Annotated in this window: 17 protein-coding genes; 13 read left to right on the forward strand and 4 right to left on the reverse strand. The window is 71.3% G+C overall.

Going from position 1 to position 25,244, the window contains the following annotated elements; genetic code table 11:
* Nucleotides 1-253 precede the first annotated feature (253 nt).
* The 6 genes from ACIBCM_RS15020 (at nt 254) to ACIBCM_RS15045 (ending at nt 10,581) form a co-directional block, all read left to right on the forward strand.
* Nucleotides 254-2,872, forward strand: a complete 2,619-nt coding sequence (locus ACIBCM_RS15020) for a bifunctional FO biosynthesis protein CofGH (protein WP_399243116.1) — start codon at nt 254-256, stop codon at nt 2,870-2,872.
* 250 nt (nt 2,873-3,122) lie between these two features.
* Nucleotides 3,123-3,587, forward strand: a complete 465-nt coding sequence (locus ACIBCM_RS15025) for a hypothetical protein (RefSeq protein ID WP_399243118.1) — start codon at nt 3,123-3,125, stop codon at nt 3,585-3,587.
* A complete protein-coding gene (locus ACIBCM_RS15030; protein WP_399243120.1) occupies nt 3,584-5,395 on the forward strand; it encodes an alpha/beta hydrolase in 1,812 nt (603 codons plus the stop codon). Before ACIBCM_RS15025 ends, ACIBCM_RS15030 begins: the two co-directional genes overlap by 4 nt.
* 107 nt (nt 5,396-5,502) lie before the next feature.
* Nucleotides 5,503-5,985 carry a hypothetical protein gene (locus ACIBCM_RS15035; RefSeq protein ID WP_399243122.1) on the forward strand — a complete coding sequence of 161 codons (483 nt, stop codon included), beginning with the start codon at nt 5,503-5,505 and terminating at the stop codon, nt 5,983-5,985.
* 635 nt (nt 5,986-6,620) lie between these two features.
* The gene (locus tag ACIBCM_RS15040) at nt 6,621-7,736 is read left to right on the forward strand and encodes an ADP-ribosylglycohydrolase family protein (protein WP_399243124.1); all 1,116 of its coding nucleotides are present in this window, start codon (nt 6,621-6,623) and stop codon (nt 7,734-7,736) included.
* Between the two features lie 250 nt (nt 7,737-7,986).
* A complete protein-coding gene (locus ACIBCM_RS15045; RefSeq protein ID WP_399243126.1) occupies nt 7,987-10,581 on the forward strand; it encodes an NACHT domain-containing protein in 2,595 nt (864 codons plus the stop codon).
* Nucleotides 10,582-10,672: 91 nt separating this feature from the next.
* Here the strand turns inward: ACIBCM_RS15045 and ACIBCM_RS15050 are convergent, their stop codons facing one another.
* A complete protein-coding gene (locus tag ACIBCM_RS15050) occupies nt 10,673-11,455 on the reverse strand; it encodes an SDR family oxidoreductase (RefSeq protein WP_399243128.1) in 783 nt (260 codons plus the stop codon).
* Nucleotides 11,456-11,539: 84 nt separating this feature from the next.
* Here ACIBCM_RS15050 and ACIBCM_RS15055 point away from each other — a divergent pair, with 84 nt between their 5' ends.
* Nucleotides 11,540-12,475 carry a hypothetical protein gene (locus tag ACIBCM_RS15055; RefSeq protein WP_399243130.1) on the forward strand — a complete coding sequence of 312 codons (936 nt, stop codon included), beginning with the start codon at nt 11,540-11,542 and terminating at the stop codon, nt 12,473-12,475.
* 120 nt (nt 12,476-12,595) lie between these two features.
* On the opposite strand, the gene ACIBCM_RS15060 is transcribed toward ACIBCM_RS15055, so the two are convergent.
* The 3 genes from ACIBCM_RS15060 to ACIBCM_RS15070 form a co-directional block, all read right to left on the reverse strand.
* Nucleotides 12,596-12,805: a DUF397 domain-containing protein gene (locus ACIBCM_RS15060; protein WP_399243132.1), complete on the reverse strand. Its 210-nt coding sequence runs from the start codon at nt 12,803-12,805 to the stop codon at nt 12,596-12,598.
* A 315-nt stretch (nt 12,806-13,120) separates the two neighbouring features.
* Nucleotides 13,121-13,984 carry a helix-turn-helix domain-containing protein gene (locus tag ACIBCM_RS15065; RefSeq protein WP_399243134.1) on the reverse strand — a complete coding sequence of 288 codons (864 nt, stop codon included), beginning with the start codon at nt 13,982-13,984 and terminating at the stop codon, nt 13,121-13,123.
* Nucleotides 13,985-14,453: 469 nt separating this feature from the next.
* Nucleotides 14,454-15,179 carry a GPP34 family phosphoprotein gene (locus ACIBCM_RS15070; protein ID WP_389274901.1) on the reverse strand — a complete coding sequence of 242 codons (726 nt, stop codon included), beginning with the start codon at nt 15,177-15,179 and terminating at the stop codon, nt 14,454-14,456.
* 1,176 nt (nt 15,180-16,355) lie between these two features.
* Here ACIBCM_RS15070 and ACIBCM_RS15075 point away from each other — a divergent pair.
* From ACIBCM_RS15075 to ACIBCM_RS15100, 6 genes are all read left to right on the forward strand, one after another.
* Nucleotides 16,356-18,317: a serine hydrolase gene (locus tag ACIBCM_RS15075; RefSeq protein WP_399243136.1), complete on the forward strand. Its 1,962-nt coding sequence runs from the start codon at nt 16,356-16,358 to the stop codon at nt 18,315-18,317.
* 251 nt (nt 18,318-18,568) lie between these two features.
* A complete protein-coding gene (locus ACIBCM_RS15080) occupies nt 18,569-20,404 on the forward strand; it encodes an MFS transporter (protein WP_399243138.1) in 1,836 nt (611 codons plus the stop codon).
* 423 nt (nt 20,405-20,827) lie between these two features.
* On the forward strand, nt 20,828-21,634 hold the full coding sequence (locus tag ACIBCM_RS15085; protein ID WP_399243140.1) for an adhesin: 807 nt from the start codon (nt 20,828-20,830) through the stop codon (nt 21,632-21,634).
* A 198-nt stretch (nt 21,635-21,832) separates the two neighbouring features.
* Nucleotides 21,833-22,564 carry a hypothetical protein gene (locus ACIBCM_RS15090; protein WP_399243142.1) on the forward strand — a complete coding sequence of 244 codons (732 nt, stop codon included), beginning with the start codon at nt 21,833-21,835 and terminating at the stop codon, nt 22,562-22,564.
* A 384-nt stretch (nt 22,565-22,948) separates the two neighbouring features.
* Nucleotides 22,949-23,800, forward strand: coding sequence for an SAM-dependent methyltransferase (locus ACIBCM_RS15095; RefSeq protein ID WP_399243143.1), 852 nt, complete (start codon nt 22,949-22,951; stop codon nt 23,798-23,800).
* Nucleotides 23,801-24,720: 920 nt separating this feature from the next.
* Nucleotides 24,721-25,176 (forward strand): FxLYD domain-containing protein, encoded by a 456-nt coding sequence (locus tag ACIBCM_RS15100; RefSeq protein ID WP_399243145.1) that lies wholly within the window; start codon nt 24,721-24,723, stop codon nt 25,174-25,176.
* Nucleotides 25,177-25,244: the final 68 nt, after the last annotated feature.

Consider the following 25,244-nt stretch of genomic DNA (forward strand, 5'->3'; position numbering starts at 1 on the left):
GACAAGGCAACCGGCCTTCCACGAAGGGGATCAGGAGGGCAGCCAGGATGTCAGGCGCCGGGGCCTGATCCCCGCTCTTGCGATCGATCCGGCGACGTACGGAGGGCGCGAGGACGACGCACGGGTGGCCTCCGCGGTCGTCAACACCACTCGGCCCGCCGCACCAGCCCGGCTCGGGCCCGTGTTGTCCATGTCACGTCCTCCTCATGAATCCGGCCCGGATCCGTGTTCCCCGCACTCGTATGCTCGATCCATGACAGCTCACCGGCTCGGCCACCAGCCCGGTTCCCTCCCCGGCCCCCCTGGCGGGCGGCCCACCGAGAACGCCATGCGCCGTGCCCTCAAACGAGCCAGGGACGGAGTCGCCCTCGATGTCGCCGAGGCCGCCGTGCTCCTCCAGGCTCGTGGTGACGATCTGGACGATCTGTGCGCGTCGGCCGCGCGGGTGCGGGACGCCGGGCTGGAGGCCGCCGGACGGGCAGGTGTGATCACGTACTCCAAGAGCGTGTTCATCCCGCTGACCCGGCTGTGCCGGGACAAGTGCCACTACTGCACCTTCGCGACCGTGCCCGGCAAGCTCCGCCGTGCGGGGCACGGGATGTACATGTCCCCGGACGAGGTGCTGGACATCGCCCGCCGCGGGGCACAACTGGGCTGCAAGGAAGCCCTCATCACCCTCGGCGACAAGCCCGAGGACCGCTGGCCCGAGGCCCGTGAGTGGCTGGAGGCCGAGGGGTACGACGACACCATCGCGTATGTACGGGCCATCTCGATCCGGATCCTGGAGGAGACCGGGCTGCTGCCCCATCTCAACCCCGGCGTCCTGAGCTGGACCGACTTCCAGCGGCTCAAGCCCGTCGCGCCCTCCATGGGCATGATGCTGGAGACCACCGCGACCCGGCTGTGGAGCGAGCCCGGCGGTCCCCACTACGGCTCGCCCGACAAGGAACCCGCCGTGCGGCTGCGGGTGCTGGAGGACGCGGGCCGCAGCTCCGTACCGTTCACCAGCGGACTGCTCATCGGCATCGGCGAGACGTACGAGGAGCGGGCGGACTCCCTGTTCGCACTGCGCCGCGTCTCCCGCGCCTACCACGGCATCCAGGAGCTGATCCTCCAGAACTTCCGCGCCAAGCCCGACACCGCCATGCGCGGTATGCCGGACGCCGAACTGGACGAACTGGTCGCCGCCGTCGCCGTCGCCCGCCACATCATGGGCCCCTCCGCCTGCCTCCAGGCCCCGCCCAACCTGGTGGACGCCGAGTACGCGCGTCTCATCGGCGCCGGTATCGACGACTGGGGCGGTGTCTCCCCGCTCACCCCCGACCATGTCAACCCCGAGCGGCCCTGGCCCCAGATCGACAGCCTCGCCGAGCACTCCGCCGCCGCCGGCTTCCGCCTGGAGGAACGGCTCTGCGTCTACCCGGAGTTCGTCACCCGGGGCGAGCCCTGGATGGACCCGAGGCTGCTGCCCCATGTGCGCGCGCTCGCCGACCCCGCCACCGGGCTCGCCAGGCCGGACGCCCTGCCCGTCGGCCTGCCCTGGCAGGAGCCCGATGAGGGGTTCACCTCCACCGGCCGTACCGATCTGCACCGCACCATCGACACCGAGGGCCGTACCGGCGACCGCCGCGACGACTTCGACGAAGTGTACGGGGACTGGGACGAACTGCGGGAGGCGGCCAAGCCGGGTATGGCGGCCCAGCGGATCGACACCGACGTACGCCAGGCGCTGAGGCACGCCGCCGACGACCCGACCCGGCTCACCGACGACGAGGCCCTCGCCCTGCTGCACGCCGACGGGCCCGCCCTCGACGCGCTCACCCGGATCGCCGACGAACTGCGCCGGTCCGTCGTCGGCGACGACGTCACCTACATCGTCACCCGCAACATCAACTTCACCAACGTCTGCTACACCGGCTGCCGTTTCTGCGCCTTCGCCCAGCGGCGTACGGACGCCGACGCCTACACCCTCTCCCTCGACCAGGTCGCCGACCGGGCCGCGCAGGCGTGGGACGTCGGCGCGGTCGAGGTGTGCATGCAGGGCGGTATCCACCCGGACCTGCCCGGCACGGCCTATTTCGACATCGCACGCGCCGTCAAGGAACGCGTCCCGGGTATGCACGTGCACGCCTTCTCCCCGATGGAGGTCGTCAACGGCGCCTCCCGGACCGGGATGTCGATCCGTGAGTGGCTGACGGCCGCGAAGGAGGCCGGACTCGACTCCATCCCGGGCACCGCCGCCGAGATCCTCGACGACGAGGTCCGCTGGATCCTCACCAAGGGCAAACTGCCCGCCGCCACCTGGATCGAGGTCGTCACCACCGCGCACGAACTGGGCATCCGCTCCTCCTCGACGATGATGTACGGCCATGTCGACCAGCCCCGCCACTGGCTCGGCCATCTCCGTACGCTGGCGCGCATCCAGCAGGAGACCGGCGGCTTCACCGAGTTCGTCACCCTGCCGTTCATCCACACCAACGCGCCCGTCTATCTCGCGGGGATCGCCCGGCCCGGCCCGACGGACCGCGACAACCGCGCGGTCACCGCGATGGCCCGGCTCCTCCTCCACCCCCACATCACCAATATCCAGACCAGTTGGGTCAAACTGGGCACGGAGGGTGCGGCGGAGATGCTGCGCTCGGGGGCCAATGACCTCGGCGGGACCCTGATGGAGGAGACCATTTCCCGGATGGCGGGCTCGCGTTACGGCTCGTACCGCTCCATCAAGGATCTCGTGTCCATCGCCGACCTGGCGGGCCGCCCCTCGAAGGCGCGTACGACGCTGTACGGCGAGGTCCCGGAGGAGCGGCTGAGGACGGCCGAGGAGTCGGACGGGCAACTGCCGGAACTGCTGCCGCTGGTGACGGACTGACCCGCTGTGCGATTCCCGCCCCGACCCGCCCTATCCCAGGGGCGGGCGTCGGCGTGAGTGCCTGAATCGCGCGCAGGGAGCCGCGGATAACGGGGCGTACTCTTGTGCGGTTATCTTTATGGTGCTACGGAAAACTCATTGTCCCCGAATCTGTTCGCCCTTCTGTTCCCCATCGCTCGAAAGCGCTGCGTTAGCCTCTCGATGCGTCATCAAGGGGAAGGCGCGTACAGGTACGGGGAAGTGGGAAAAGGTGTCTGATTTCGACTCGGCGCGCTGGCAGGAAATGTTCGGCCTGACGCAGGCCCCTATTCCGGCGACGGCGGCCACGGGTGATACCGGTTTGGCGCTCGCCTCGACGGCATCCCCCGGCGAGGGCGGGGCAGGCGGCGCGGGCGGGGCTGGCAGGCTGAAGCACACCCGCGGACCGTGGGCGAGCGCCTCGAACACCGCCGGGGAGTTACGCACGAACACCGAGAAGAGCCGACGTGTACTCCGCCCCGCCCACCAGGGCATCGCGCGGGGGGCGGCGGGACTGACCTCCGTGGCCGCGCTCATGGCCGTGCTGACGTCCTGGGAAGACCGCCTCATGGCCGTGCGCGACGAGTGCGCCTATCTGGACGGCGCCTCGCTGAGGGTTGCCCGGGAGCTGGGGCGGACCGACACGGGCGTGGGCGACTCCATTCCGTCCGCCCGGAAGGCGGGCGAGGCAGGATGACCACCGGCACACTGACCTGGCAACAGCTCAGGGATCTGAAGGCGTCCGAGTTCGAGGACGCCGGGGACGCGTGGAACGAGGTCTCCGCCCGGTCGGGCTCCGACCGCGAACGCGTCAACCGGGCGATGTCGGCGAAACTCCGCTCCACCCAGGAGAGCCGGTCCGCGGATGCGGCACTCGAACGGCTGCGGCGCCTGAGCCGTAACTACCAGTACCTCCAGACCGAGTGCGGCCTCGTCCGTACGGCGCTCAACGGCCTCGCGTCCGATCTCGACGAGCCCCAGCGCCGGTTACGGCTGGCCCTGGAGGAGGCGGCCGCGCTGAAGTTCACCGTCCAGCCCGACGGCTCGGTGTCCTATCCGCCCGCCACCCACTGCGCACCGGGCGGTGAGAAGCAGTCCCCCGGGGGCACGGCGCGGAGCAGTGCGCGCCTGCCGCTGGAGCCTCCGGGCTTCGGGGAGCGGGGCACGGACGGCCCCCCGGTACCTCCGGGAGCCGGTGCCGTCAGGGTGCCCAACCCCGGCGCCGCGCGGGCGCAGGACATCGCGGACCGCATCGCCCATGCCGTACGGTCCGCCACCGAGATCGACGCCCGGTACACACGGACGCTGAACCGGCTCAGGGCCGCCAAGGGCCTCGATGTCACCGAGGCGACCTTGAAGGACGTCCGCCAGGACGCGGTGGACGTCCGCAGCGCCGCCTACCGGTACCTCGCCGCCGGTGTTCCCGAGAACCCGTCACCCGCCGCGCGCAAGGAATGGTGGGACGGCCTCGGCGATGAGCAGCGTCAGGAGTATCTGAAGATCGCCCCCGATCTGATCGGCTCCCTCGACGGCATCCCGGCGCTCGCCCGTGACGAGGCCAACCGGAATCTGCTGCCGGTCCTCATCGCCGAACTGTCCGCCCCGGGAGCCGGCGAAGCCGACCGGGCCAAGCTGGAGGGGCTGCGCGCGATCGAGGAGAGGCTGCACCAGCCCAGCCATCCGCCGATGTACCTCCTCGGAATCGGGACCCAGGGCAACGGCCGGGCCATCATCGCCTACGGCAATCCGGACACGTCCCGGAATGTGTCGGCGTACGTTCCGGGGCTGGGCACGAAACTTGACGGAGAGTTCGCCGAGGGCACCGTGAATCGTGCAATGGACACGGCTCTTGGCGCGCAAGGGTACGACAGTTCCAGCGCGTCGATCGTCTGGCTCGGCTATGACGCCCCGCAGAGCGTGGACGTCATGAGCACCGGTGACGCGGGCAGGGGAGCGCCCGCCTACAACAGCTTCATGGCGGGGCTGGAGGCCACGAATGAGAACCGGGACCCCCACCTGACGGCCATCGGGCACTCCTACGGCTCACTCACGGTCGGAACGGCGGCCAGGCAGGCGGGTGGGATTCCGGGAGTCGACGACATCATTCTGGTCGGGAGCCCGGGGGTCGGCGTCGACAGAGCGGAGGATCTCGGTGTCGGCAAGGAGCATGTCTTCGTGGGTTCCGCCGACAACGATCTCGTCACCAAGCTGCCGACGAAGGTCGAGGGTGCTTACGCACTGCCTCTGAGCGTTACGGGAGCGCTCGTCAACAGTGGTGTCGTCAATCTGAGCGGTGACGACAACTACTTCGGCAAGGACCCGGCCAGTGAGGCTTTCGGCGCACACCGCTTCAAGGTCGACGACGGACCGAACCCCGTAATCGATGGCAAGCCCATCGCTGCCCACTCCCAGTACTTCACGCCCACGAAGGACGAACAATCCGCCGACAGTATCGCCCGGGTTGTCTCGGGGGAGTACGGCGTCAAGCGCGAGGAGTATCGGTGAAGCGGGTCCGTACGGCAGTGGGAACGGCTCTCCTTGTGACGCTGACGGGGGTCATTGCCATTGGATGCGGGGTTCTGAAAGGTGAGAACGAGCCGAGGGGGCGGGTCATGAACATCGATATGCAGCAAGCAGCCGAGAAGGCGGATGCGATGCTGGACGCCACGATGGGCGCGGTTGTGCCCGAGATCCAGTGGACACATCGCGCCACCACGACGGGGACCTGTGATGTGTCCAGGTACCGGGCGGTGATGACGGTCATCTCCGAGGAGCGACGCGGGAGTTTCCTCGGTGTGACCGAGCGGTTCTGGAAAGAGAGCGGCTACAAAATCACCGGCAGGAACGAGGATCGGGAGCACCCAGCGATCTTCGCCGTCTCGCGCGAAGGATTCACCATCAACCTGGTGATCGGTGACAAGGGGCAGGCGTTCTTCCATGCCTCCACCCCATGCGCGCGGAAGTCCGAGGTCGCGGAGCCGGTCGTCAGGTCGAACGGCGGTCCCGACTACTCGGGGGGGCCGATTCCCTATCCCAACGTGCGGTCCGACTTCTGGTCGGCGGCGAGTCCGGCGCCGCCGGCTCCGCCGCGCTGACCGTGGTGGCCGGGCCACCGTTGCCCCACCGGGGCTCCGCCCCGGACCCCGCGCCTCAATCGCCGGCGGGGCTGCTTGTGTTCGGGTTGCCCCGCCGGGTCGGGGTGGGTGCGCCTCAATCGCCGGCGGGGCTGCTTGTGTTCGGGTTGCCCCGCCCGGTCGGGGTGGGTGCGCCTCAATCGCCGGCGGGGCTGAGTTTGCCCGGGTTGCTCCGCTGAGGCCGTGAGGCTGGATCAGGCGAGGGCTCCCTGATCAACGTGGAGCCGGGTGCGCCCGTGGAGGGGCGGGGAGGTAAAACCAGCCCCTCCGGCGTTTGAGGAGCGGGGTCCGGGGCAGAGCCCCGCAGGGTGCCGGGTCGGACAGGGGCCGTACACCGGGCCCGGTGGGGGAGACGGGCACAGCACGTCCGGGGCGGGGTCCGGGGCAGAGCCCCGCGGGGTGCCGGGCTGGACAGGGGCCGTACACCGGGCCCGGTGGGGGAGACGAGTACAACACGTCCGGGGCAGGCCCCGCACCGGGCGCGGGCGGGGGACCCGGCGCGGGTGGTGCGGCCCGCCCGGGGTGAACCTCGTTCGATTACAGTGCTTCGCCGGGCACACATTCGCACAGGAACCACGTCCAGGGAGGGACGCGCGGTGAGCGCAGCAGCCACAGGCGTCTGGGGACGTGCCGAACAGCAGGACTTCAGGGCCAGGGTCCGCGGCGCCCTCCTCGGTGCCGCGATCGGGGACGCCCTCGGCGCGGGCGTCTCGGGGGCCTCCTTGGAGGAGATCCGGGCCGCCCACGGGACCGAGGGGGTCGCCGACCTCGTACCCGCCCACGGCCGCCGGGGCGCAATCACCGCCGCGACCCAGCTCACCCTGTTCACCGTGGACGGCCTCATCCGCGCCCAGGTCCGCCGGGACACCGGCGCCTGGCATCCGCCCACGGACGTGCACCGCGCGTATCTGCGGTGGGCCGCCACCCAGCGCGACTGGGGTCCCGACGAGCGCCGCAAGGACAACGGCTGGCTCGCCCGTGAGGAGTGGCTGTACACCCGCCGGGACGCCCCGAAGGCGAGCCTCTTCGGTCTCGCCGACGAGAACATGGGCACGGTGGAGGTGCCCAAGAACCCCACCGCCCGTGATCCCGGCGCGCTGGCGCGGTCGACGCCGTTCGGGCTGCTCGTCGGCTGGGAGCCGCAACTCGTGTGCCAGCTGGCCGTGGAGTGCGCGGCGCAGACGCACGGCCACCCCACCGCGTATCTGTCGGCGGGCGCGTTCGCGGTGATCGTGCACGGGCTGGCCCGGGGGGAGCCCCTGGACGCCGCCGTACAGCGGGCCCTCGCCCTGGTGTCGGCCCGACCGGGCCACCAGCCGGTGACGGACGGGCTCAAGCACGCCCTCGGCGCCGTACGCGAGGGTATGCCGGGCCCCGCCCGGGTCGGTTCGCTCGGCGAGGGCCACCACGCCGAGGGCGCGCTCGCGATCGCCGTGTACTGCGCGCTCGTCGCCGAGGACATCCGGCACGGACTGCGGCTGTCGGTGAACCACGACGGCCCGTCGGCGACCACCGGCATCCTGACCGGCGCGCTGCTCGGGGCGCTCCACGGGGAGACCGCGCTGCCTCCCGCGTGGCTGTCGGAGCTGGAGGGCCGGCCGACGATTCTGGAACTGGCGGACGACTTCGCGATGGAGATGACCCAGGGCCCGGCGCTGCACGGCCCCACGGCGGCGTCCCCGGGCTGGCTCACCCGCTACCCCCGCAGCTGACGCCGGGGAGGCGGACCTCCACGCGCCCTGTTCCCGCCCTGTCCGCAGCCGCATCGCACACGGTGACCACCGCCCGGCTCCCCGCCCTGCCACCGCTCGGCCCGGCTCATCGCCCCGCCCGCAGCCGTCACCACCTGTCTCACCGCCCCGCCACCCCAGTGCCACTCCCGCCCGCCGCACCGTCTCCGACCACCCGGCCGCCGACCCCAACACCCCGCCCCACCAGCACCGTTGGACTACGATCGCGCCCATGGATGCCTCGACCGTCGCCGTACGCCTCGCGTCCAGCGCCCTCGTACCCCTGGTGCGCAAGCTGTTCGTCCGGCCCGCGCCCGGTGCGGGCCTCGTGGAGGAGCCCGTGCGGATCGCGGGACTGGTGTCGTTCAGGGGCGAGAAGCGCACGCTGGGCGAGGCGGAGCTGCGCACGCTCGCCGGGGAGCTGGTGGCGCGGGCCGCGCGGGCGTACGGGCCGCACGAGGGCCCCGGTGACGCCGTACGCCGGGAGGTCACCGACGCGCTCACCACCGCCCTCCACAGCCTGGGCGACCTCGACATGGACGACGTCCAGGCCGTACGTCTCGGCGCCGACGGGCTGGCCGCCCGTCTCGCGCGCCCGGCGGGCCTGTCGGCGGAGGCGGCCGCGTATGCCGAGCCCCTGCTGAACGCGGCCTGCCTGCACATCCTCAACTTCTTCACCCAGCGCTCCACTTTTGTCGCCCGGACCCTCGTCGACCAGGCACGCGCGATCGACCGGCTGATCGCGACGACCGATCTGCTGCTGGAGCGGGTCCCGTCGAGGCGTGCCGACGACGCCCGTTTCGAGGCGCGGTACGCGGAGCACATCGCGCGGAAGCACAGCGAGCTGACGATCTACGGCCTGGATCTCAACCACGCCCGGGAGTGGCGGCTCGACGCCGCGTATGTGTCGCTGGAGGCGGTCTGCGACACCGCCGTACCCGTGCCCGCCGAGAGCGCCTTCTCCGCCCGGGACAGGGTGCTGCTGCGCGGGAGCGCGGGTTCGGGCAAGACGACGCTGGTGCAGTGGCTGGCGGTGACGGCCGCGCGCCAGGACTACACGGAACTGGGCGGCGATCTGTCGCCCCTGGTGGGCCGGGTGCCGTTCGTCCTGCCGCTGCGCCGGGTCATGAGGGACGGGGCCCCGCCGACGCCCGACGCCTTTCTGCACGCGGTCCGCAGCGCCGTCGCGGGCGCGCAGCCCTACGGCTGGGCGGACCGGGTGCTGACGGCGGGGCGCGCCCTGCTGCTGGTCGACGGCATCGACGAGATCCCGCCGGCCGAGCGCGAAGAGGTCCGCCGCTGGCTGCGGGAGCTGATGGGCGACTTCCCGGGCAATCTGTGGCTGGTGACCGCCCGTCCGTCCGCCGTCGGTGAGGACTGGCTCACGGACGAGGGCTTCAGCGAACTGTCGTTGTCCGTCATGTCCCGGGACCATGTGACCCGTTTCGTCCGCCGCTGGCACGAGGCCGCCCACACCGGGCCCGAGCCGGGGCAGGCCCTGCTGGAGGCCATCCGCACCAACGCCGACCTGGGGATGCTCGCGGTCAACCCGCTGATGTGCGGCCTGCTGTGCGCCCTCCACCGCGAACGCCGGGGCTTTCTGCCGCACGGCCGCAAGGACCTCTACGACGCCGCGCTGCGGATGCTGCTGGAGCGCCGGGACGTGGAGCGCGGGGTGGCCGCCGGGGACGGGCTGCGGCTGTCGTCGGAGACCCAGATCCTGCTGCTCCAGAAGCTGGCCCACTGGATGATCCGCAACGACCGCCCGGAGATGGACCGCGCGGACGCTCTCACCCAGCTCGGCCGGGCGCTGGAGTACATGGCCCATGTCCCCGCCCCGCCCGAGGAGGTCCTCGGCCATCTCCTCGTACGCTCCGGACTGCTGCGCGAACCGGCGGCCGGGCGCGTCGACTTCGTCCACCGGACTTTTCAGGACTATCTGGGCGCCAAGGCGGTGGTGGAGGAGGGCGACTTCCCGCTGCTGCTGGACAACGCCCACAAGGACCAGTGGGAGGACGTCGTACGGATGGCGGTCGCGCTGGGCCGCCCGGCCGAACGGGAACGGATCCTGCGCGGTCTCATCGGCACCCACGCGAGCGAGAGAGAGGCACGGGCGCGGGCGGAGCTGCTCGACGACTGGGACCAGGTCCGCCCGCTGCGGCGCGTGCTGCTGGCCGCGAGCTGTCTGGAGCACGCCACCGAGGTCGGGCCCGGGGTCCGGCGGCAGGTCGTCTCCATGGCGGAGCGCATCGTCCGCCCGGGCAGCAAGCGCCAGGCCCGTCTGCTCGCCGAACTCGCCGGCCCCAAGGTGCTGGGGCTGCTGCCCCGCCCCGACGGCCTCACCGACGAGGAGGCCGTCCGCGTCCTCGTCACGGCCACGCGCGTCGGCACACAGACGGCCCTTCCCGTGCTGGCCCGCTTCCGGGACCACCCCTCGCTGCTGGTCCGCCGCCAGCTCGCCTGGTCCTGGTACAAGTTCGACACCCGGGAGTACGCCGAGGAGATCGTCGCCCGGCTCGATGAGACGGACCTCTACTTCACGGCCCACGACAACGGACATCTGCGTGCGCTGCGGGAGATGGGCGGCCGGGAACGCGTCCAGGTCGTCGGTATGTACCGGCCCGCCGATCTGGTGGAGTTCCTGGACGCGGACCGGCTCACCCATCTCTGGCTCCGCGACGGCTACTTCACCGTGGGCGGTGAGGAGTGGCTGCACCGCTTTCCCCGGCTGCACACGCTCGTGGTGCCCGAGCGCGCCCGCGGCACCCGTCAGGGCATCCCCGGCCGCATCACCGTCGTCCCGGTCCCGGCCAGGGCCGTGATCTGATGGCGTCCGGGCCGGCGGGGTCCGTCTCCGGAGAGGGTGTTGTCGATTGGAGTGAGCGTTCCATTCATTCGAATACAACCTTCCTCCGGCGCTATCTCATCAGCTCGCCCGCGTTCACCAGCAGCGACTGACCCGTGATCGACCGGGCCCGGTCGGAGGCGAGGAAGGCCGCCGCGTCGGCGACGTCCCCGTCCGTGGCCAGTTCGGGCAGGGCCATCCGCTCGGTGAGCCGGCCCAGCACCTCCGGCTCCGGTACGCCCTCGGTGTGCGCGGTGAACTGTACGTACGCCTGGACCGGCGGCCCCCACATCCACCCCGGCAGCACGGTGTTCACCCGGATCCGGTCCGGGCCCAGCTCCCGTGCCAGCGAGTACATCGCCGAGGTGAGGGCGCCCTTGGACGCCGCGTACGCCGCCTGCCACACCTGCGAGGGCGCGGCCACCGACGACTGGGTGCCGATGATGACGACCGAGCCGCCGCGTTCCCTGAGGGCGGGCAGACAGGCCCGTGTCATCCGCAGGGTGCCCAGCAGATTCACATCGATGACCTGCTGCCAGGTGGCGAAGTCGGCGTCGGCGAGCCCGCCGAAGTAGCTGTCCCAGGCGGCCACATGGACGACCGCGTCGATCCGCCCGAACCGCTCCACGGCGAGCGCCGCCAGCGCCTCGCACTGGCTCTCGTCGGTGATGTCCGCCGTACGGTGGGCGGTCCGGGTGCCTCCGGGGTCGATCTCGCCGGCCGACTTCGCGAGATTGGCCTCCGTACGCGCCCCGAGGACCGCGTTGCCCCCGTCCCGTACGACGGTCTCGGCCACCCGGTGGCCCAGCCCGGCGCCGACCCCGGACACGATGACGGTCTTCCCCTGCAACAGCATCTGGGTGCCTCCCGGCTCTGGCGCATCATCTGACGGCCCGTCAGAGTAGGTGCGTTCGCAGGAGAGGGGAAGGGAGCCGGTCCCATGAACGACGACAACAGCGACGGCAGGCAGGACAGCAGGAACGACGCCAGGGGCGACGACGGGAACGACAGCGGGGGCGACGCCGGGAGCGATGGCAAGCGCGACGACACCCGCAGTGAGCTGTACGCGGAACTGGCCGCGCTCGGCCCCTACGGCGTCCGCCCGGGGCACGCCCTGATCACCATGGTCGAACCGCATCCCGGCCATGAGTACGCGTACAACCGCTGGTACGAGGACGACCACTACTACGCGGGTGCGATGGCGATGCCCTGGATGTACGCGGGCCGGCGCTGGGTCGCCACCCGGGAACTCCAGCGGCTGCGCTACCCGGAGAAGTCGGCGGTGGCCCAGCCGGTCTCGGCGGGCTGCTATCTCTCCACATACTGGATCACCGACGGCCGTTACGCCGACCATATGAAGTGGACCGTCGGCATCAACAAGCGCCTCAACCGCGACAGCCGTGTCTACCACGACCGTACACATGTGTTCACGGCCTTCCAGGACCATGTGGCGACCGTGTACCGCGACGGCGCCGCCGGTCCGCGCGACTACCACGCGCTGGACCACCCGTACGCCGGGCTGGTCCTGGAGGTCGTCGACGCGGACGGCCCCGGGCAGCGCGCGGAACTGCTGGAGTGGCTGCGGACACGGCATCTGCCCGAGCGGCTCCCGGGAGCGGGCGCGGCGATGGTGACCGTCTTCCGGCCCACCCCGCTGCCGGGCGACCGGATGACCTATGTGAAGCAGGTGGAGGGTGTCGACACCCGGCTGACACTGCTCTGGTTCCTGGAGGAGGAGCCGGGGGAGCGCTGGGAGGCACGGTTCGCCGGGCTCGACGAGGAGGTCGCGGAATCGGGTCTCGGGCGGGTGGAACTGGTGGCGCCGTTCATCCCCACGGTCCCGGGCACGGACCGCTATGTGGATCGGCTGCGCTGAGGAAAGGGCCGAGCCCCCTCGGCCGGGACGGCGGACCAGTCGAGAGGGCTCTGTCAGGTGGTGCACACGCGGCGGACGCGTGCGCGGTGCGAGTACCGCACATCTCGCTCGGCGCGGTGCTCAGTCGACGTCGAACGCGCCCTGGCCGACCTCGTTCACGAACGCGTTCCACGAGCCGGGGACAAAGGAGATCGAAGGGCCCGCGGGGACCTTCGAGTCACGTACGGAAACAGCCTCCATGACCGGGGACTTCACCTCGACGCAAGCACCGTTTCCCCCGGAGTACGAGGACTTCGTCCAGGTCTCCGTGGCTCCCTGAATGATTGCCATGTTCGCTCCGCTTCGGCAGTGGTGTGATGGTGCGCCAACCAACTGTTGGCGCGTTCGACGCTACTCGCCGGAGCCGGGGGGCGGGGCAGGCATTCACCCGGTCGGATGGCATATTCCACCGGACTCTTCCACGGAGCGGGGCGGGGGTGTACCTTACGTCCCCCTCGCCGCCACTAACCCGCAATGAGCCCTTCGGAACGTTCTGGGCGCCCGACGCCTCGGACGCCTCCGGGCTCGGACACCCGGACCCTTCAGGCCCTCGGGCCCTTCACCTCAGGCCCCTTCAGGCCCCTTCAGGCCGTTTGACCTCGGGCCTCAGTGCAGCTTCGCGTACTCCTTGGCGATGTTCTCGATGAAGACCTTCGTCTGGTCCACATTCAGCGCCTGGGCCCGCAGATGTTCGTACATGACCGTGTACTTGTGGACGTCGTTCGCCTTCTCCAGATAGAGATCGCTGGTGACGCCCTCGATGTAGACGACGCTCGAATCCGAGGTGTCGGGGAACTCCAGGATCGCGTACTGGCCGTTGATTCCGGGGTGCGCGCCCATGTCGAACGGCAGCACCTGCACGGTGACATGCGGCAGCTGCGCGATCTCCACCAGGTATTCCAGCTGCTCCCGCATGAGATTCGTACCGCCGATGACCCGGCGCAGCGCGGCTTCGTCGATCACGGCCCACAGCCGCAGCGGCTGCTCGGCCTCCTTGATACGGCCCTGGCGGCGCATCCGGACGCTCACGCGCTTGTCGATGTCCGAGGGGGAGCTCTCCGGCAGCGCGCCCGCGATGAGCGCCTCGGCGTACTGCTGGGTCTGGAGCAGTCCCGGGATCACCTGGGGCTCGTACACCCGCAGACTGGCCGCGTCGGTCTCCAGTCCGATGTAGACGCTGTACGGAATATCGCCGAAGGCGTGCCACCAGCCCTGCTGGCGGGAGTCCTTGGCCATCTGCATCAGCGAGTCGACGACGCGGTGGTCGTCGACCTCGTACACCCCGCACAGATCGCGGACGTCGCGCTGGCTGATGGAACGGCGGCCGTTCTCCAGCCGGCTGATCTTCGACTGGGAGACCAGCAACCGGTCGGCCACTTCCTCCGCCGTCATGCCTTTGATCTCGCGGAGCCTGCGCAGCTCCTGCCCCAATCGGCGTCGCCTGACGGTGGGATTGACGTTGGACGCCACGGAAACTGCACCTCCGATTGCGTAGCTGAGCGTATCTACTGCTCAGCAGACTGCCACCAATACTCATGGCCGCGCGGCGAAATAGCCACACGCACCGCGGTCATGGCGCAGCGCGCGGCACAGAAAGTCCGGCCGGCGCTCCGGTGGCGGCGAGTTGAGGGCGAATCGGGGTGAAGACCGTCACGGCCGGCATGCGAACGCGCGGGGCAGCCGTGACGGCTGCCCCGCGCGTTGCGGGTGCGGCTCCCGGACCGGCCGGCACACGGCGGTGCCGGCTCGGGGCGAGCCGGCACCGCCGTGTGCCGGTGATACAGGGGTGATATGTGGGTGATACCCGGATGGCCGGGTGAGTGCGTCGGTGTCGAGGGTGGGTTGAGGGTAGTGGTGCGGTACGCGGCCGAGTCACCGCGCGGCTGAGTCACTGCACAGGTGACTCAGCGCACGGCCGACTCGGGCGCGGCTGTTCGGTTCAGTGCGCGGCGACGCGGGCCATGCCTCCTCGGCGCGGCTGCATCGAGACGGCCGACTGGCGACTGCCGCCCGCTGCGGTGGGACTGCGGCGCGGCTGTGCCGCCACACCGTTCTGGACGTCCATCACGGCATGTGCCACGAGTCCGCCCATGGGGTCGTGCCTGATGAGATCCCGCAGGCGGGATCGCGAGGAACGCCCCTCGTTGCCCGGGTAGAGGTGCTTGCCGAGTCCGACCGCGTGGGCCAGTGCGGCGAGCGCCGCGGTCCGCGGGTCCGGTGGGACACCGGTGCGGATCGCACTGTCCAGCCGGGCCCTGATGTCCCGGCTGATCGCCGTCTCCGTCGCCTGGTAGCGCGTCGTCGGCAGCACCCCGCACATCTGGCCCGCCACGGCATGCACCATGCCGCAGCGCTCCAGGTGGGCGAGGTAGATCTGGCGCAGCCCCAGGCGGGGTCCGCCGATCCAGTGGACCGCCCGGACCGGGCTGCCGCGTCGCCGCAGCAGCTCCAGTGCGGAGTCCAGTGTCGGATCTCCTGTCGGCCGTGGCATCACCACGGCTATACGATCCCCGTCAGGGGCTATCCGACCCGCCAGAGCCAGCTCTACTAGCTGTGCTCCGGCCAGGCCGAGGTCGAGCGACTGCGGCTGCGCTGTGGTACCCGTGGCCGGGTCCAGAGCGAGCAGCAGAAGCTCCTCCGGAAGTGTTCTGCGGCTCCTGCCCATCCATGCCTCCCCGCGTGGATGAATGACAGGGTGACCCCTCTCACATTGGTCTGTCGAGAGTGCCTGGGTGCTTTGTATGGGAACCGTTAGGTATGTCGTTCTCGTCTAGGCGCGGGGGGCGTGTTCTCACACAGGACACTGAGAGATGGTTCGGACAACACGGGCCCTCGGTTCGACAGCGCCGGTACTCGGTACGTACGGCGACAGCACATTGTTCATGGAGGAGGCACGGTGGCGGGCGAGTCCCCCGACAAGTCGGAGCAGCGGAAGTCGTCGGGGGAGACGACTTCGGGTGAACATGACCCCCGGCTCGCCTTGCTCGGCCAGTCGACATCGGCGTCGGCATCGGCGGCGGTCGGGCCCGATGCGGATCAGCCGACCGCGGTCTTCGCCCTTCCGCCCGAGCCTCGCCCGGCGGCGCCCCGGGGGCCGCGCCGCGAACCGGGCACGGAGACGGGTTCCGCCGAGGGAGACGCTCAACTGCGTTCGGCGGTGGCGGCTTGGGTCTCGTCCGCGGACGAGACCGGGGCACGGAGTGCCGGGGGAGGGACCGGGACCCGGGCGGGCGCCGATGACGACGAGCGCGCCGACGGCCCCGCCACCGGCGGTACCGACGCCACCGCCCCGGAAGCGGACGCGGGCCGTGGTCCGGACACGGCACCCGGGGCCGACGAGCACGCGAACTCCTCCGACTCTTCTGTATCTCCTGTATCTCTTGAACCTCCTGAATCTTCCGGTTCTTCTGGTTCTTCTGGTTCCTCCGGCTCCTTGGGCGCGGATTCCGGCCGCGGACCGGGCAGCGGTGGCGGTACGGACGCCGGTACGGGTTCCCGTACCGCGCCGGGTGACTCCGCGGCCGAGGTGACCGCGGTGCTCCCCGAGTCCCGTGAGGCCCCCGGGGCTTCTGAGACCACCGCCGAGGTGACCGCCGTCCTTCCGGAGGCCGCTGAAGCCCCCCAGGGGGCCGCAGCGGCCGCGGAGGCCGCCTCGGGCGGCGCGGGGCCCACCGATGGCCCGGAGGGCGCGGTGGAGGCCGGTACGGCGTCTGGGGGGCCTTCAGGGGGCGCCTCCGGCGCATCCAGCGAGCCCGAACCGGAATCCGAAACGGAGCCGGACGCCCCGGAGCGGCCGTCCTCAGGCCCGGAGGGCGGCGGCGACGACGGCGGGGACGCCCCCGTGAAGGACGGCGGGAACGAGGCCGCCGGGCCCGGGACCACGGCCCGGACCGCCGGAGAGAAGAGCCGGGCGCCGGAAGGCGCGGCGGCCGCCTCCCCGGCCGGTGAGGCTTCCCCGGACGACGGCCCGGCCGCAGGCGGGGAGGCGGCCGGCTCGGGGGAACCCGTCACCGCCGAGGGCACCCGCACGGGGAAGCCCGGCTCGGCGGCCCCGGACACCGGCACGTCCCCGGACTCCGGCAGGGGCACCGGCACGGCAACGGCCACCGGTAAGGACACCGCCCCCGAGCCGCGCGCCGACGCCTCCGAGCCAGAATCCGACACAGATGCAAACACCTCCGGCGGATTCCCGGATGCAACCGCGGGCACCTCCGGCACCCCCGCCCGCCCGGTCGACCAGCCCACCGCCGTCTTCAAGGCGCTCCGCCGGCCCTCCGCGGGCCCGGCCGCCCCCGACGCCCCCACCACCGACAGCCCCACCACCGCCCTCAAGGTCCCCCCGGCCCCCCGGCCCCAGACCGACCCCGAGCCGGCCTCCGGACCCGCGGGGCGGCCGAGCACCTTCGTACCGCTGCGGGGCGACGAACCCGCCCCCGCCGAGGCCTCCCGGGCCGGTACCGCCGGGCCGGTCGCGCCCGCCGGGCTCCCCGAGACCGAGCGGACCACCCAGCAGCCCGTACCGCCGCTGCCGCCGCTCGATCTGCTCGCGGAGCTGACGAACACACCGGACACGCCCGTACGGACGGTGATGCGGCGGATCAAGATCTGGACGCCGCTCGTCCTCCTCCTGGGGGTCGTCTTTACGGTCGTACAGATTCTGCGCCCGCTGCCGGAACCCGAGCTGACCCGTTCGGCCGCGCCCGCCTACACCTTCCAGGGCAGCCGGCTCAGCCTTCCGTTCCCGGGTGAGGGCCAGGGCGCGGTGGAGGTCGAGGGCCTCGGGGTGATGGGGTCGTACGGGGCGCAGAAGCCCGCGCCGATCGCGAGCGTGGCGAAGACCATGACGGCGTATGTGATCCTGCGCGACCACCCCCTCAAGGGCAAGGAGGAGGGGGAGAAGATCACCGTCGACCCGCAGGCCGCGAAGGAGTCGGACAACTGGGAGAACGAGTCCGTGGCGAACCTGAGGGAGGGGCAGGAGCACACCCTGAAGCAGATGCTCCAGCTCATGATGATCCCGTCGGGGAACAACGCCGCCCGTCTGCTCGCCCGCTGGGACGCCGGTTCGGAGGCCGCTTTCGTCGAGAAGATGAACAAGGCCGCCGCGGACCTGGGGATGAAGGACACGGTCTACACGGACCCCAGCGGCTTCAAGAAGACGACGACCTCGACCCCGATGGACCAGCTCAAGCTGGCCAAGGTGATGATGAAGAACGACGTCTTCCGGGGCATCACCGACACGACCAACACGGACGTCCCCGGCAGCGGCCCGATCCGGAACGGCAATGACCGTACGCTCCTCCAGCCCGGCGTCGACGGCATCAAGACCGGCTCGTCCACCCCGGCCGGCGGGAATCTCCTCTGGTCGTTCCAGACGGAGGTCGACGGCAGGCTCCACCGGGTCAACGGCATCACCATGAACATCCAGGACGGCACCAACCCGTACGAGAAGACGCAGAAGGCGATCACCCACAGCATCAACGTGATCTCCAAGGCCAGGGAAGGGGTCACCTCCGCCGCGGTCGTCAGGAAGGGCGATGTCCTCGGCCACCTCGACAACGGGATGGGCGGACGGTCCGCTGTCGTCGCCACCGAGGACCTGAAGGCGGTCGGCTGGGCCGGTCTGCGGATCGAGCTGGCGCTGAACGACGGCGGAACGGACCTGCCGAGGTCCGGCCGTGCGGGTGACACCGTCGGCCAGGTCTCCATCGGCACGGGGCCCGCCAGGGTGTCCGTCCCGGTCGCGCTCCAGGAGGACCTGGCGGAACCTGGTTGGGGTGACAAGCTGACGCGCCTGGGCTGAGACCGGCCGGAAGGTCGCTCCGGCCCGGGGCTCGGGCCCAAGAGCCCCGCCCGGTGCTCCGGCCCGGGGCTCCGGCCCGGAGCGAGGAGGGCGTCCCGGAGCTGCGGGACGCCCTCGTGTTAGCGTCCCGAGAGCTCAAGGTCGCCTGGACGGCGCAACTCATCCATGCCCCGGCTGCGTCCTTGGAACGAGGGAGCCGGCCCGTGGACAAGGGACCCGGACCACAGCAGACGGAGACGGGGAGAGCCGCAGTGACCACCGCAGAGCCGGTCAGTACGGACGGCGGCGGCTCCCGGACGGGGCCGCGAATACGGCAGTCACCGCCCCGCTCCGTACGGCAGCCCGAGGAGGGGCGGCCCGGCCGACTCGCCGATGTCCGGGACCGGCTCACCCGCCGTCCCGTGCTCGTCACGACGGCGGTCGCCGCCGTGGTGCACGTCCTCTGGTTCTTCTTCTTCGCGAACAGCGGCGGCGACATCGCGGCCCAGGACGCCTGGGCCGAGTTCGTCGGCCGCCACCCCGACTCCGCGTACAACCTCGCCTGGTACGGCGGGATGCACCCGGTCTCGTACAGCGTTGTCTCGCCGTATCTGATGTCCGTGATCGGTGTACGTCCCACGATGATGGTCGCCGGTACGGTCTCGGCGGCGCTCACCGCGCTGATCCTGGCGCGGGTGCGGGCCGTACGCAATCCGCTGGCGTGCGCGCTCGCCGGGGTCTTCGCCTTTCTCTGCAACGCCCTGTCCGGCCGGGTGACCTTCGGTCTGGGCACGATGTTCGCGCTGGGCGCGGTCGCCGCGGTCTTCTGCTGGCCCCGCCCCTGGCGTACGAAGCGCTGGGCCAAGGCCGCCGTCGCGGCACCGCTGGCGGCGCTGGCCACCGCCGCGAGCCCGGTCGCGGGCCTCTTCCTGGGCGTGGTGGCCGCCGCGCTGTTCCTGAACAAGCGGCGGCCGGGGGCGTACGCGCTGGGGCTCGCGCCCGTCGCGGTCGTCGCGGTCTCCGCCTGGCTGTTCCCCTTCTCCGGGACGCAGCCGATGTCGCTGGCGTCGACCTCGCTCCCCTTCCTCTACGGGGTGTTCGTCTTCCTGCTGGTGCCCGGGGAGTGGCGCACGGTCCGGGTCGCCTCGGCGGTGTACGCGCTCGGGACCCTGCTGACCTGGGCGGTCGACTCCCAGATCGGCTCCAATGTGTCGCGGCTGCCGATGCTGTTCGCGGGGGTGGTGCTGCTGGCGGCCCTGCCGTACACCGTGCCGCGCTCCCGGAAGTGGTACGCGCTGCTCGTCGTGTTCGCGGGCATGAACTTCTGGGTCGGCTTCAAGGCCGTCGACGACGTGGTCCGCACCGCTCCGACGGCGTCCTGGAACTTCGAGCTGGCGCCGCTGGTCAACAAGCTCCAGGAGGTCGGCGCCGAGCGGGGCCGGGTCGAGGTCGTGCCCGCCAGCAGCCACCGGGAGGCGTCCGCGCTCGCGCCGTACGTCAATCTGGCGCGCGGCTGGAACCGCCAGGCCGATATGAAGCGCAACCCCATCTTCTACGACGAGGACAAGACGCTCACCTCGGCGGACTACCGGGCCTGGCTGGACCGCTGGGCGGTCCACTACGTCGTACTGCCCGAGGGGTCGCCCGACTCCAGCGGCGCCCGGCAGGAGGCCGACCTGGTCAGGGAGGGGCAGCCGTATCTGACCCGGATCTGGGGCGATGCCAACTGGCAGGTGTTCGCGGTCAAGGACCCCGCGCCGATGGCGGAGGCCCCCGCGACCGTGGAGCAGGCGGGCGCGGAGAAGGTGACGATCCGGGTGGAGGAAGCGGGCCGGGTACTGATCAAGGTGCCGTACTCGCCCTGGCTCGGCCTGGTCGACGAGGACGGCCGGAAGGTGAAGGGCCCGCAGGAGACGGAGGAGTCGAAGCGCCGCGAGGACGGGCAGCCGAAGACGTTCGTCAATCCGAACGGGTGCCTCATCAAGGCGGAGGAGGACGCGGAGGGCGACGAGTGGACCGAACTCCTCGCGCCCAGGCCCGGGACCTACCGTCTGGCGGGCAAGTACGGCTTTGAGCGCGGCACTCCGTGCCCGGAGGAACTCCGGTAGCGCTTACCGGCGTTAACACCTATCTGCTCATGGATCCCTCATGCATAGTGGAGGGCGATTCAACATACCGAGCAGTTGGTCCAATGGTTCAGGTGCGACATGGCATGCGAACGATGCGGTGGCAGGGGCGGGCGCGCGCTGCCGGGCATGAGGTGCCCGGAGTGCGGTGCCGCGGCCGGCGGGCGGGCGGGAGCCGGTGCCGGCGGGGCGAGCGGCGGACGGGCTGAACCCGGCGGCCGGGTGACCGGCGGCCCGACGGTCGGTGGTGGCTCGGCGGGCGGGGGCTGGTCGGCGGGCCTGGGTGCCTTCGGTGGCGATGCGTCCGGCCGGGGCGGGGCCGTTCGGGACGGGTCCGGCGGGGTTCCGTTCGGTAAGGGGCCGTTCGGTAGGGGGCCCGGTGGCGGGCGGGGAGCGTTCGGCCGGGTGCTGCTGGTCGGCGGCGTTGCCGTGGCGGTGCTGGCGCTGGTGTCCTCGATCGTCGCGTTCTCGGGCGACGATCCGCCCGGAACCGACAGCGCCGGGGACGGCTCGGTCTCCGGCGCCGCCGGGAGCCTCGGCGGCGTACCGGAACGGATCCAGCCCACCTCGGAGCCCTCGCCCGGTGAGCCGGGCGCGGCGACCCCCACGCCCCCCGCCCCGAGCGGCACCCTCGGCGTCCCCGGCGACGGTGGTGCCGCCCCGGCCTCCCCCGGGCGCCCCGGGAAAACGGCGCACCCCGTGTACTCCGCCTGGGCGGGCCCCGGCTGCACCGGCGGCGGGCAGTACCGGGAGAGCGGCCGCTACGCGGACGGATTCGAGGGCTGGTACACGGTCCGGACCGGCGGTCACCGGGGCGACGGCTGCGACGGCCGGTTCAGCGCGATCCCGATGTCCGGCAGCGAGTCGCAGGACAACGGCCATTCGGCGACCTGGTCCTGGTACGTGGGCAGCGGCTATACGACCTGTTCCCTCACCGTGGTCGTCCCGAAGGCCCCTCGTCCTCAGGATGTCGCAGGGGAGCCCTCCGTCTATCGTGTCCTGGCCGGTCCCGCCGCCGACGACGACAGCCCGATCAGGACCTTCGAGCTGAACCAGACGGAACTGCGGGGGCGGGTCGCGGTGATCCGGAAGCTCCCCGTCCGGGAGCAGCAGCTGACCGTACGGCTGGTGGACCGGGGCAGGGACTGGGGCGGCGACCGCGAGGGCGCGCACCACGCGGCGGCGCAGATACGGGCCGACTGCCGACCGTGACACGGGGTGCCGTACCGTGCCTCCGGCCCCCGGAACGGTAAATGACGGGTAATGGGGTAATGCAAGGAACTCCCGGTAACCGTCGGGGAATTCTTATTGTTATCCGGAGATACCTGCCAGGCGGTATGGCATTGATGCATAGTGTCCGCCATGGTTTGCGAGGCGTGCGGGCGTATCCACACAGGAACGCCCACGGGGATGACGTCGTACGGCTGCGCCGGGAGTGCCGAGCCCAAGGGCCGGCACCGGGCGGCCAGGGGGAGCCGTGCCGCACGGGAGCCCGCCCCCGAGCGGATATCCGTGCTGTCCCGGGTCGGTAAGACCATGATGGGCACGGGGGTGGCCCTCGCGATCGGAACGCTGGTGACCAGCGCCGTGATCATCACGGACGACGGCGCCGAGGGGAACACCCTGAAGGGGTCGAGCCCCATGGATCTGGATCTGGAACTGGGCGGGGGACCGGCCCTGGACGGGTCCGCGGGGGCGTCCAGGGAGGAGTCGGCGGCCGATGTGACCTCGGGTGCGGCCGAGGGGGCGGGGGCGGGTGTGGATTCCCTGGCTCCGGCCGCCGGGCAGGCGCGGCAGCCGGCCGCGGGCACCGCGCCACGGACGAAAAGGGCCGCCTCCGGGTCGGACACCAAGGCCGGGCGGCCCGCCGAGCGCTCCTCACCGAGGCCCCCGGCCACCCGCGGGGAGCGCCCGGGGCCAGGCGACGGCGACGGCTGCCGGGACGGTTCGTACCGTCGCGGCCACGGTGGTTACGGGGGCTCCTTCACCGGCTTCGGCTGGGGGGAGGGGTTCGGCTACGACGGCCGTCAGGGGAGCGACGACGACGATGACGATGATGACGACGACGACAGGGACTACGGCGACGGTGAGGGCGGCCGGGACTGGGGCGGTGGCGGTGGCCGGGGCGGCGGCTGCCGATAGGGCGAGGGCCCTCGACCGCCGCGAGGACCCCTGACGCCGGGCCGTCGGGTGCTTCCCGGCCCGGCGGCGAAGGTCTCGCCACAGGAGCCTCCGGCCGCCCGGGTGCCGGCGGGGAGGGAGTTCCCGGGACGCCCGGCGGAACGACGGGGGAGTTACCGGATCACCGCCTCGCCGAGACCCGGACGGCGGACGCGCCACCGCCTGTCCGGGCCGACGGCCGCACCCCTGGGCCCTCCCGTGCGCAGCTGTCTCACGGGGCGTCAACTTCCGGCCTACACAGGTCTGTTGACGGATGGACGGTGTCTCGTCGGTGCTCCGGCGAGGCAGTACCCTGCACCACGGGGTGACGCCCCTGTGTCTCTACGGGAAGGCGGAGTGCGCGCTGTGGTCAGTGACAATCGTTCCGAGCAGCTCTCGGTACCCTTCGACATCCCCACTTCGGCCCGGGCCTACGGCTGGATGCTCGGTGGTAAGGACAACTACGAAGTCGACCGCAGGTTCCTTCTCTCCACACTGGCCGACTTTCCCGAATGTGTGGACATCGCGCGGCAGAACCGCCAATTCCTCTACCGTGCGGTGCGCTATCTGGCGCGGGAGGCGGGCATCCGCCAATTCATCGACCTGGGCTGCGGACTGCCCACCGACAACAATGTGCACCAGGTGGCCCAGAGCTTTCTGCCGGACGCCCGTGTCGTCTACGTCGACATCGACCCGATCGTCCTCGCGCACGGCCAGGCGCTGCTGGCGGACGACACCAGCACCACCGTCATCACCGGGGATATGCGCGAGCAGCAGCCCATCCTCGACCACCCCGAAGTCCGGCGGCTGATCGACTTCCGCGAGCCCGTCGCCGTACTGTTCCTGTCGGTCGTCCACCATCTCACCGACGCCGACGACCCGCGCCGGGCACTGCGTACGATCATCGACCGGGCCGCGCCCGGCAGCTGTCTGGGGCTGTCCCAGGTCGTCTGCGACGACGCGGCCTGGGGTGCGGAGATGTCGGCGCACATCTCCGGCCTCGGCATCCCCTGGCAGACTCGTACCCCCGGCGAGGTCAACGCCTTCCTGGACGGGCTGGACCCGCTGGAGCCGGGCCTGGTGAACCTCGCCCGCTGGCGCCCGGACCCGGACCAGCCGCCGCTGGCCGGTGTGCATCCGCCGCTGGTGCCGTATCTGGGCGCCACGGAGAAGAACCTCCGTGTGTACGAGTACGGGGGCCTGCTGCGCAAGCCGTAGCAGTCGCCGTTGCCGTAGAGCCGTAGCCGGATCGCGGGGGCGCGGTCCGGCCCGCCCGGCCCGGGCGCTTCGAGCCGGGCCGGGGACCCCTGCGCCGTACCGTGGCGGCCGCGTACTGACTGCGTACCGACTGCGTCCGACCGCGGTCCGGAGCCTTCCCGGCGTACCTCCCTGGCGTACCTCCGCGGCGTGCCGATCCGGCCCGTCGGCCCGGACCGCGACCGGCGTCGTACACCGCGTGCGGAAACCGCCCGGCGCCCGCACTCCAGACGTCCATACGGGCCACTCCCGGCGGGTCGCCGCCAGACAGCCTCCGCGCGCTCCGGGGTCGAGCATCCCTGCCCTGGCGCCTCCTTGCCGGTACGGAAAGACCAGGCACCGCGTCCGCGCCCGTCCGGACCCCGATGTGTCCGGATCCCCGCTTGCGGGATCGCCGCTCGTCGCCCTTCCTGATCCGCCGGAGTTCCGCCTGCCCGGGCCCCTGTCCGTTCGCTTCTCCGCACGCCCGGCCCCGTCACGGATCACCCGGATCACGTGGACCTCGCGTTCAGGACGACGCCCCGGCCCGAGCCGCGCTCCAGGCCCTCGTACCGCCCTGGAACCCCCTACCGCCTTGGAAAACAAGGGAATTGACCATTCCAGGTCCCCCGCATCTTGGTCTAGACCTATTCCTCCGGGAGAATCCCTTGTGTCACAGTTCGGACGCACCACTGCTTTCGGCCCGCGGCTGGATCTACGGTGTGGCCACCTCATCAGCACGCGCCTTTGGGGGGCACATGTCGAACCACCAGCCACCACAGGGCTGGGGCCACCCGCCCCAGCAGCCTCCGCGGCAGCCGCAGCCGGGCTGGGGGCAGCAGCCCGGACCCGATGCGTCCGGCTGGGGCACACCGGGACCGCAGCCGCCCAAGAAGTCCCGTATGCCCGTGATTCTCGCCGTGGTGGGCGTGTTCGTGGTGCTGATCGTCGCCGTCGTGATCACCCAGAACGACGGTGACAGCTCACCCGACGGCAAGTCGTCGACCCGGAGCAGCGGGAAGGTCGCCGACGCGCCGGTTGAGGAGGACACGAAGGGGCCGGACCGCCCCAAGGACCTGAAGCCGGAGGACGATGTGAAGATCACCGCCTGTGAGGTGGAGTCCGCCCTCAGCTGGCCGTCGGCGAAACTGACGATCACCAACCAGTCCTCGGACACGTCGAACTACCTCGTGTCGGTGGAGTTCGTGGACGCCCAGGGGGTCCGTATCGGCGAGGGCTTCGCGGCGACGAACAACCTCGCGCCCGACCGGTCCGCGAAGGTGGCCGCCCAGGGCACGGCCGAAGCCAAGGGCGAGATCACCTGCAAGGTCACCAAGGTCACCCGTTACGCCTCGTAGCGCCCGGTACAACCGCGTCTCGTAGCACCCTGACGACTTCGCCCCGTACGACCGCGCCCGGTACGACT

It is taken from the genome of Streptomyces sp. NPDC051018 (genome assembly GCF_044456085.1).
GTDB lineage: Bacteria > Actinomycetota > Actinomycetes > Streptomycetales > Streptomycetaceae > Streptomyces.

Bases quoted from the DNA above. Each gene is read 5' to 3' on its own strand.
- ACIBCM_RS15020 (WP_399243116.1), top strand. From the start codon at position 254: ATGACAGCTCACCGGCTCGGCCACCAGCCCGGTTCCCTCCCCGGCCCC.
- ACIBCM_RS15030 (WP_399243120.1), top strand. From the start codon at position 3,584: ATGACCACCGGCACACTGACCTGGCAACAGCTCAGGGATCTGAAGGCG.
- ACIBCM_RS15035 (WP_399243122.1), top strand. From the start codon at position 5,503: ATGAACATCGATATGCAGCAAGCAGCCGAGAAGGCGGATGCGATGCTG.
- ACIBCM_RS15045 (WP_399243126.1), top strand. From the start codon at position 7,987: ATGGATGCCTCGACCGTCGCCGTACGCCTCGCGTCCAGCGCCCTCGTA.
- ACIBCM_RS15050 (WP_399243128.1), bottom strand. From the start codon at position 11,455: ATGCTGTTGCAGGGGAAGACCGTCATCGTGTCCGGGGTCGGCGCCGGG.
- ACIBCM_RS15055 (WP_399243130.1), top strand. From the start codon at position 11,540: ATGAACGACGACAACAGCGACGGCAGGCAGGACAGCAGGAACGACGCC.
- ACIBCM_RS15060 (WP_399243132.1), bottom strand. From the start codon at position 12,805: ATGGCAATCATTCAGGGAGCCACGGAGACCTGGACGAAGTCCTCGTAC.
- ACIBCM_RS15070 (WP_389274901.1), bottom strand. From the start codon at position 15,179: ATGGGCAGGAGCCGCAGAACACTTCCGGAGGAGCTTCTGCTGCTCGCT.
- ACIBCM_RS15090 (WP_399243142.1), top strand. From the start codon at position 21,833: ATGACGTCGTACGGCTGCGCCGGGAGTGCCGAGCCCAAGGGCCGGCAC.
- ACIBCM_RS15100 (WP_399243145.1), top strand. From the start codon at position 24,721: ATGCCCGTGATTCTCGCCGTGGTGGGCGTGTTCGTGGTGCTGATCGTC.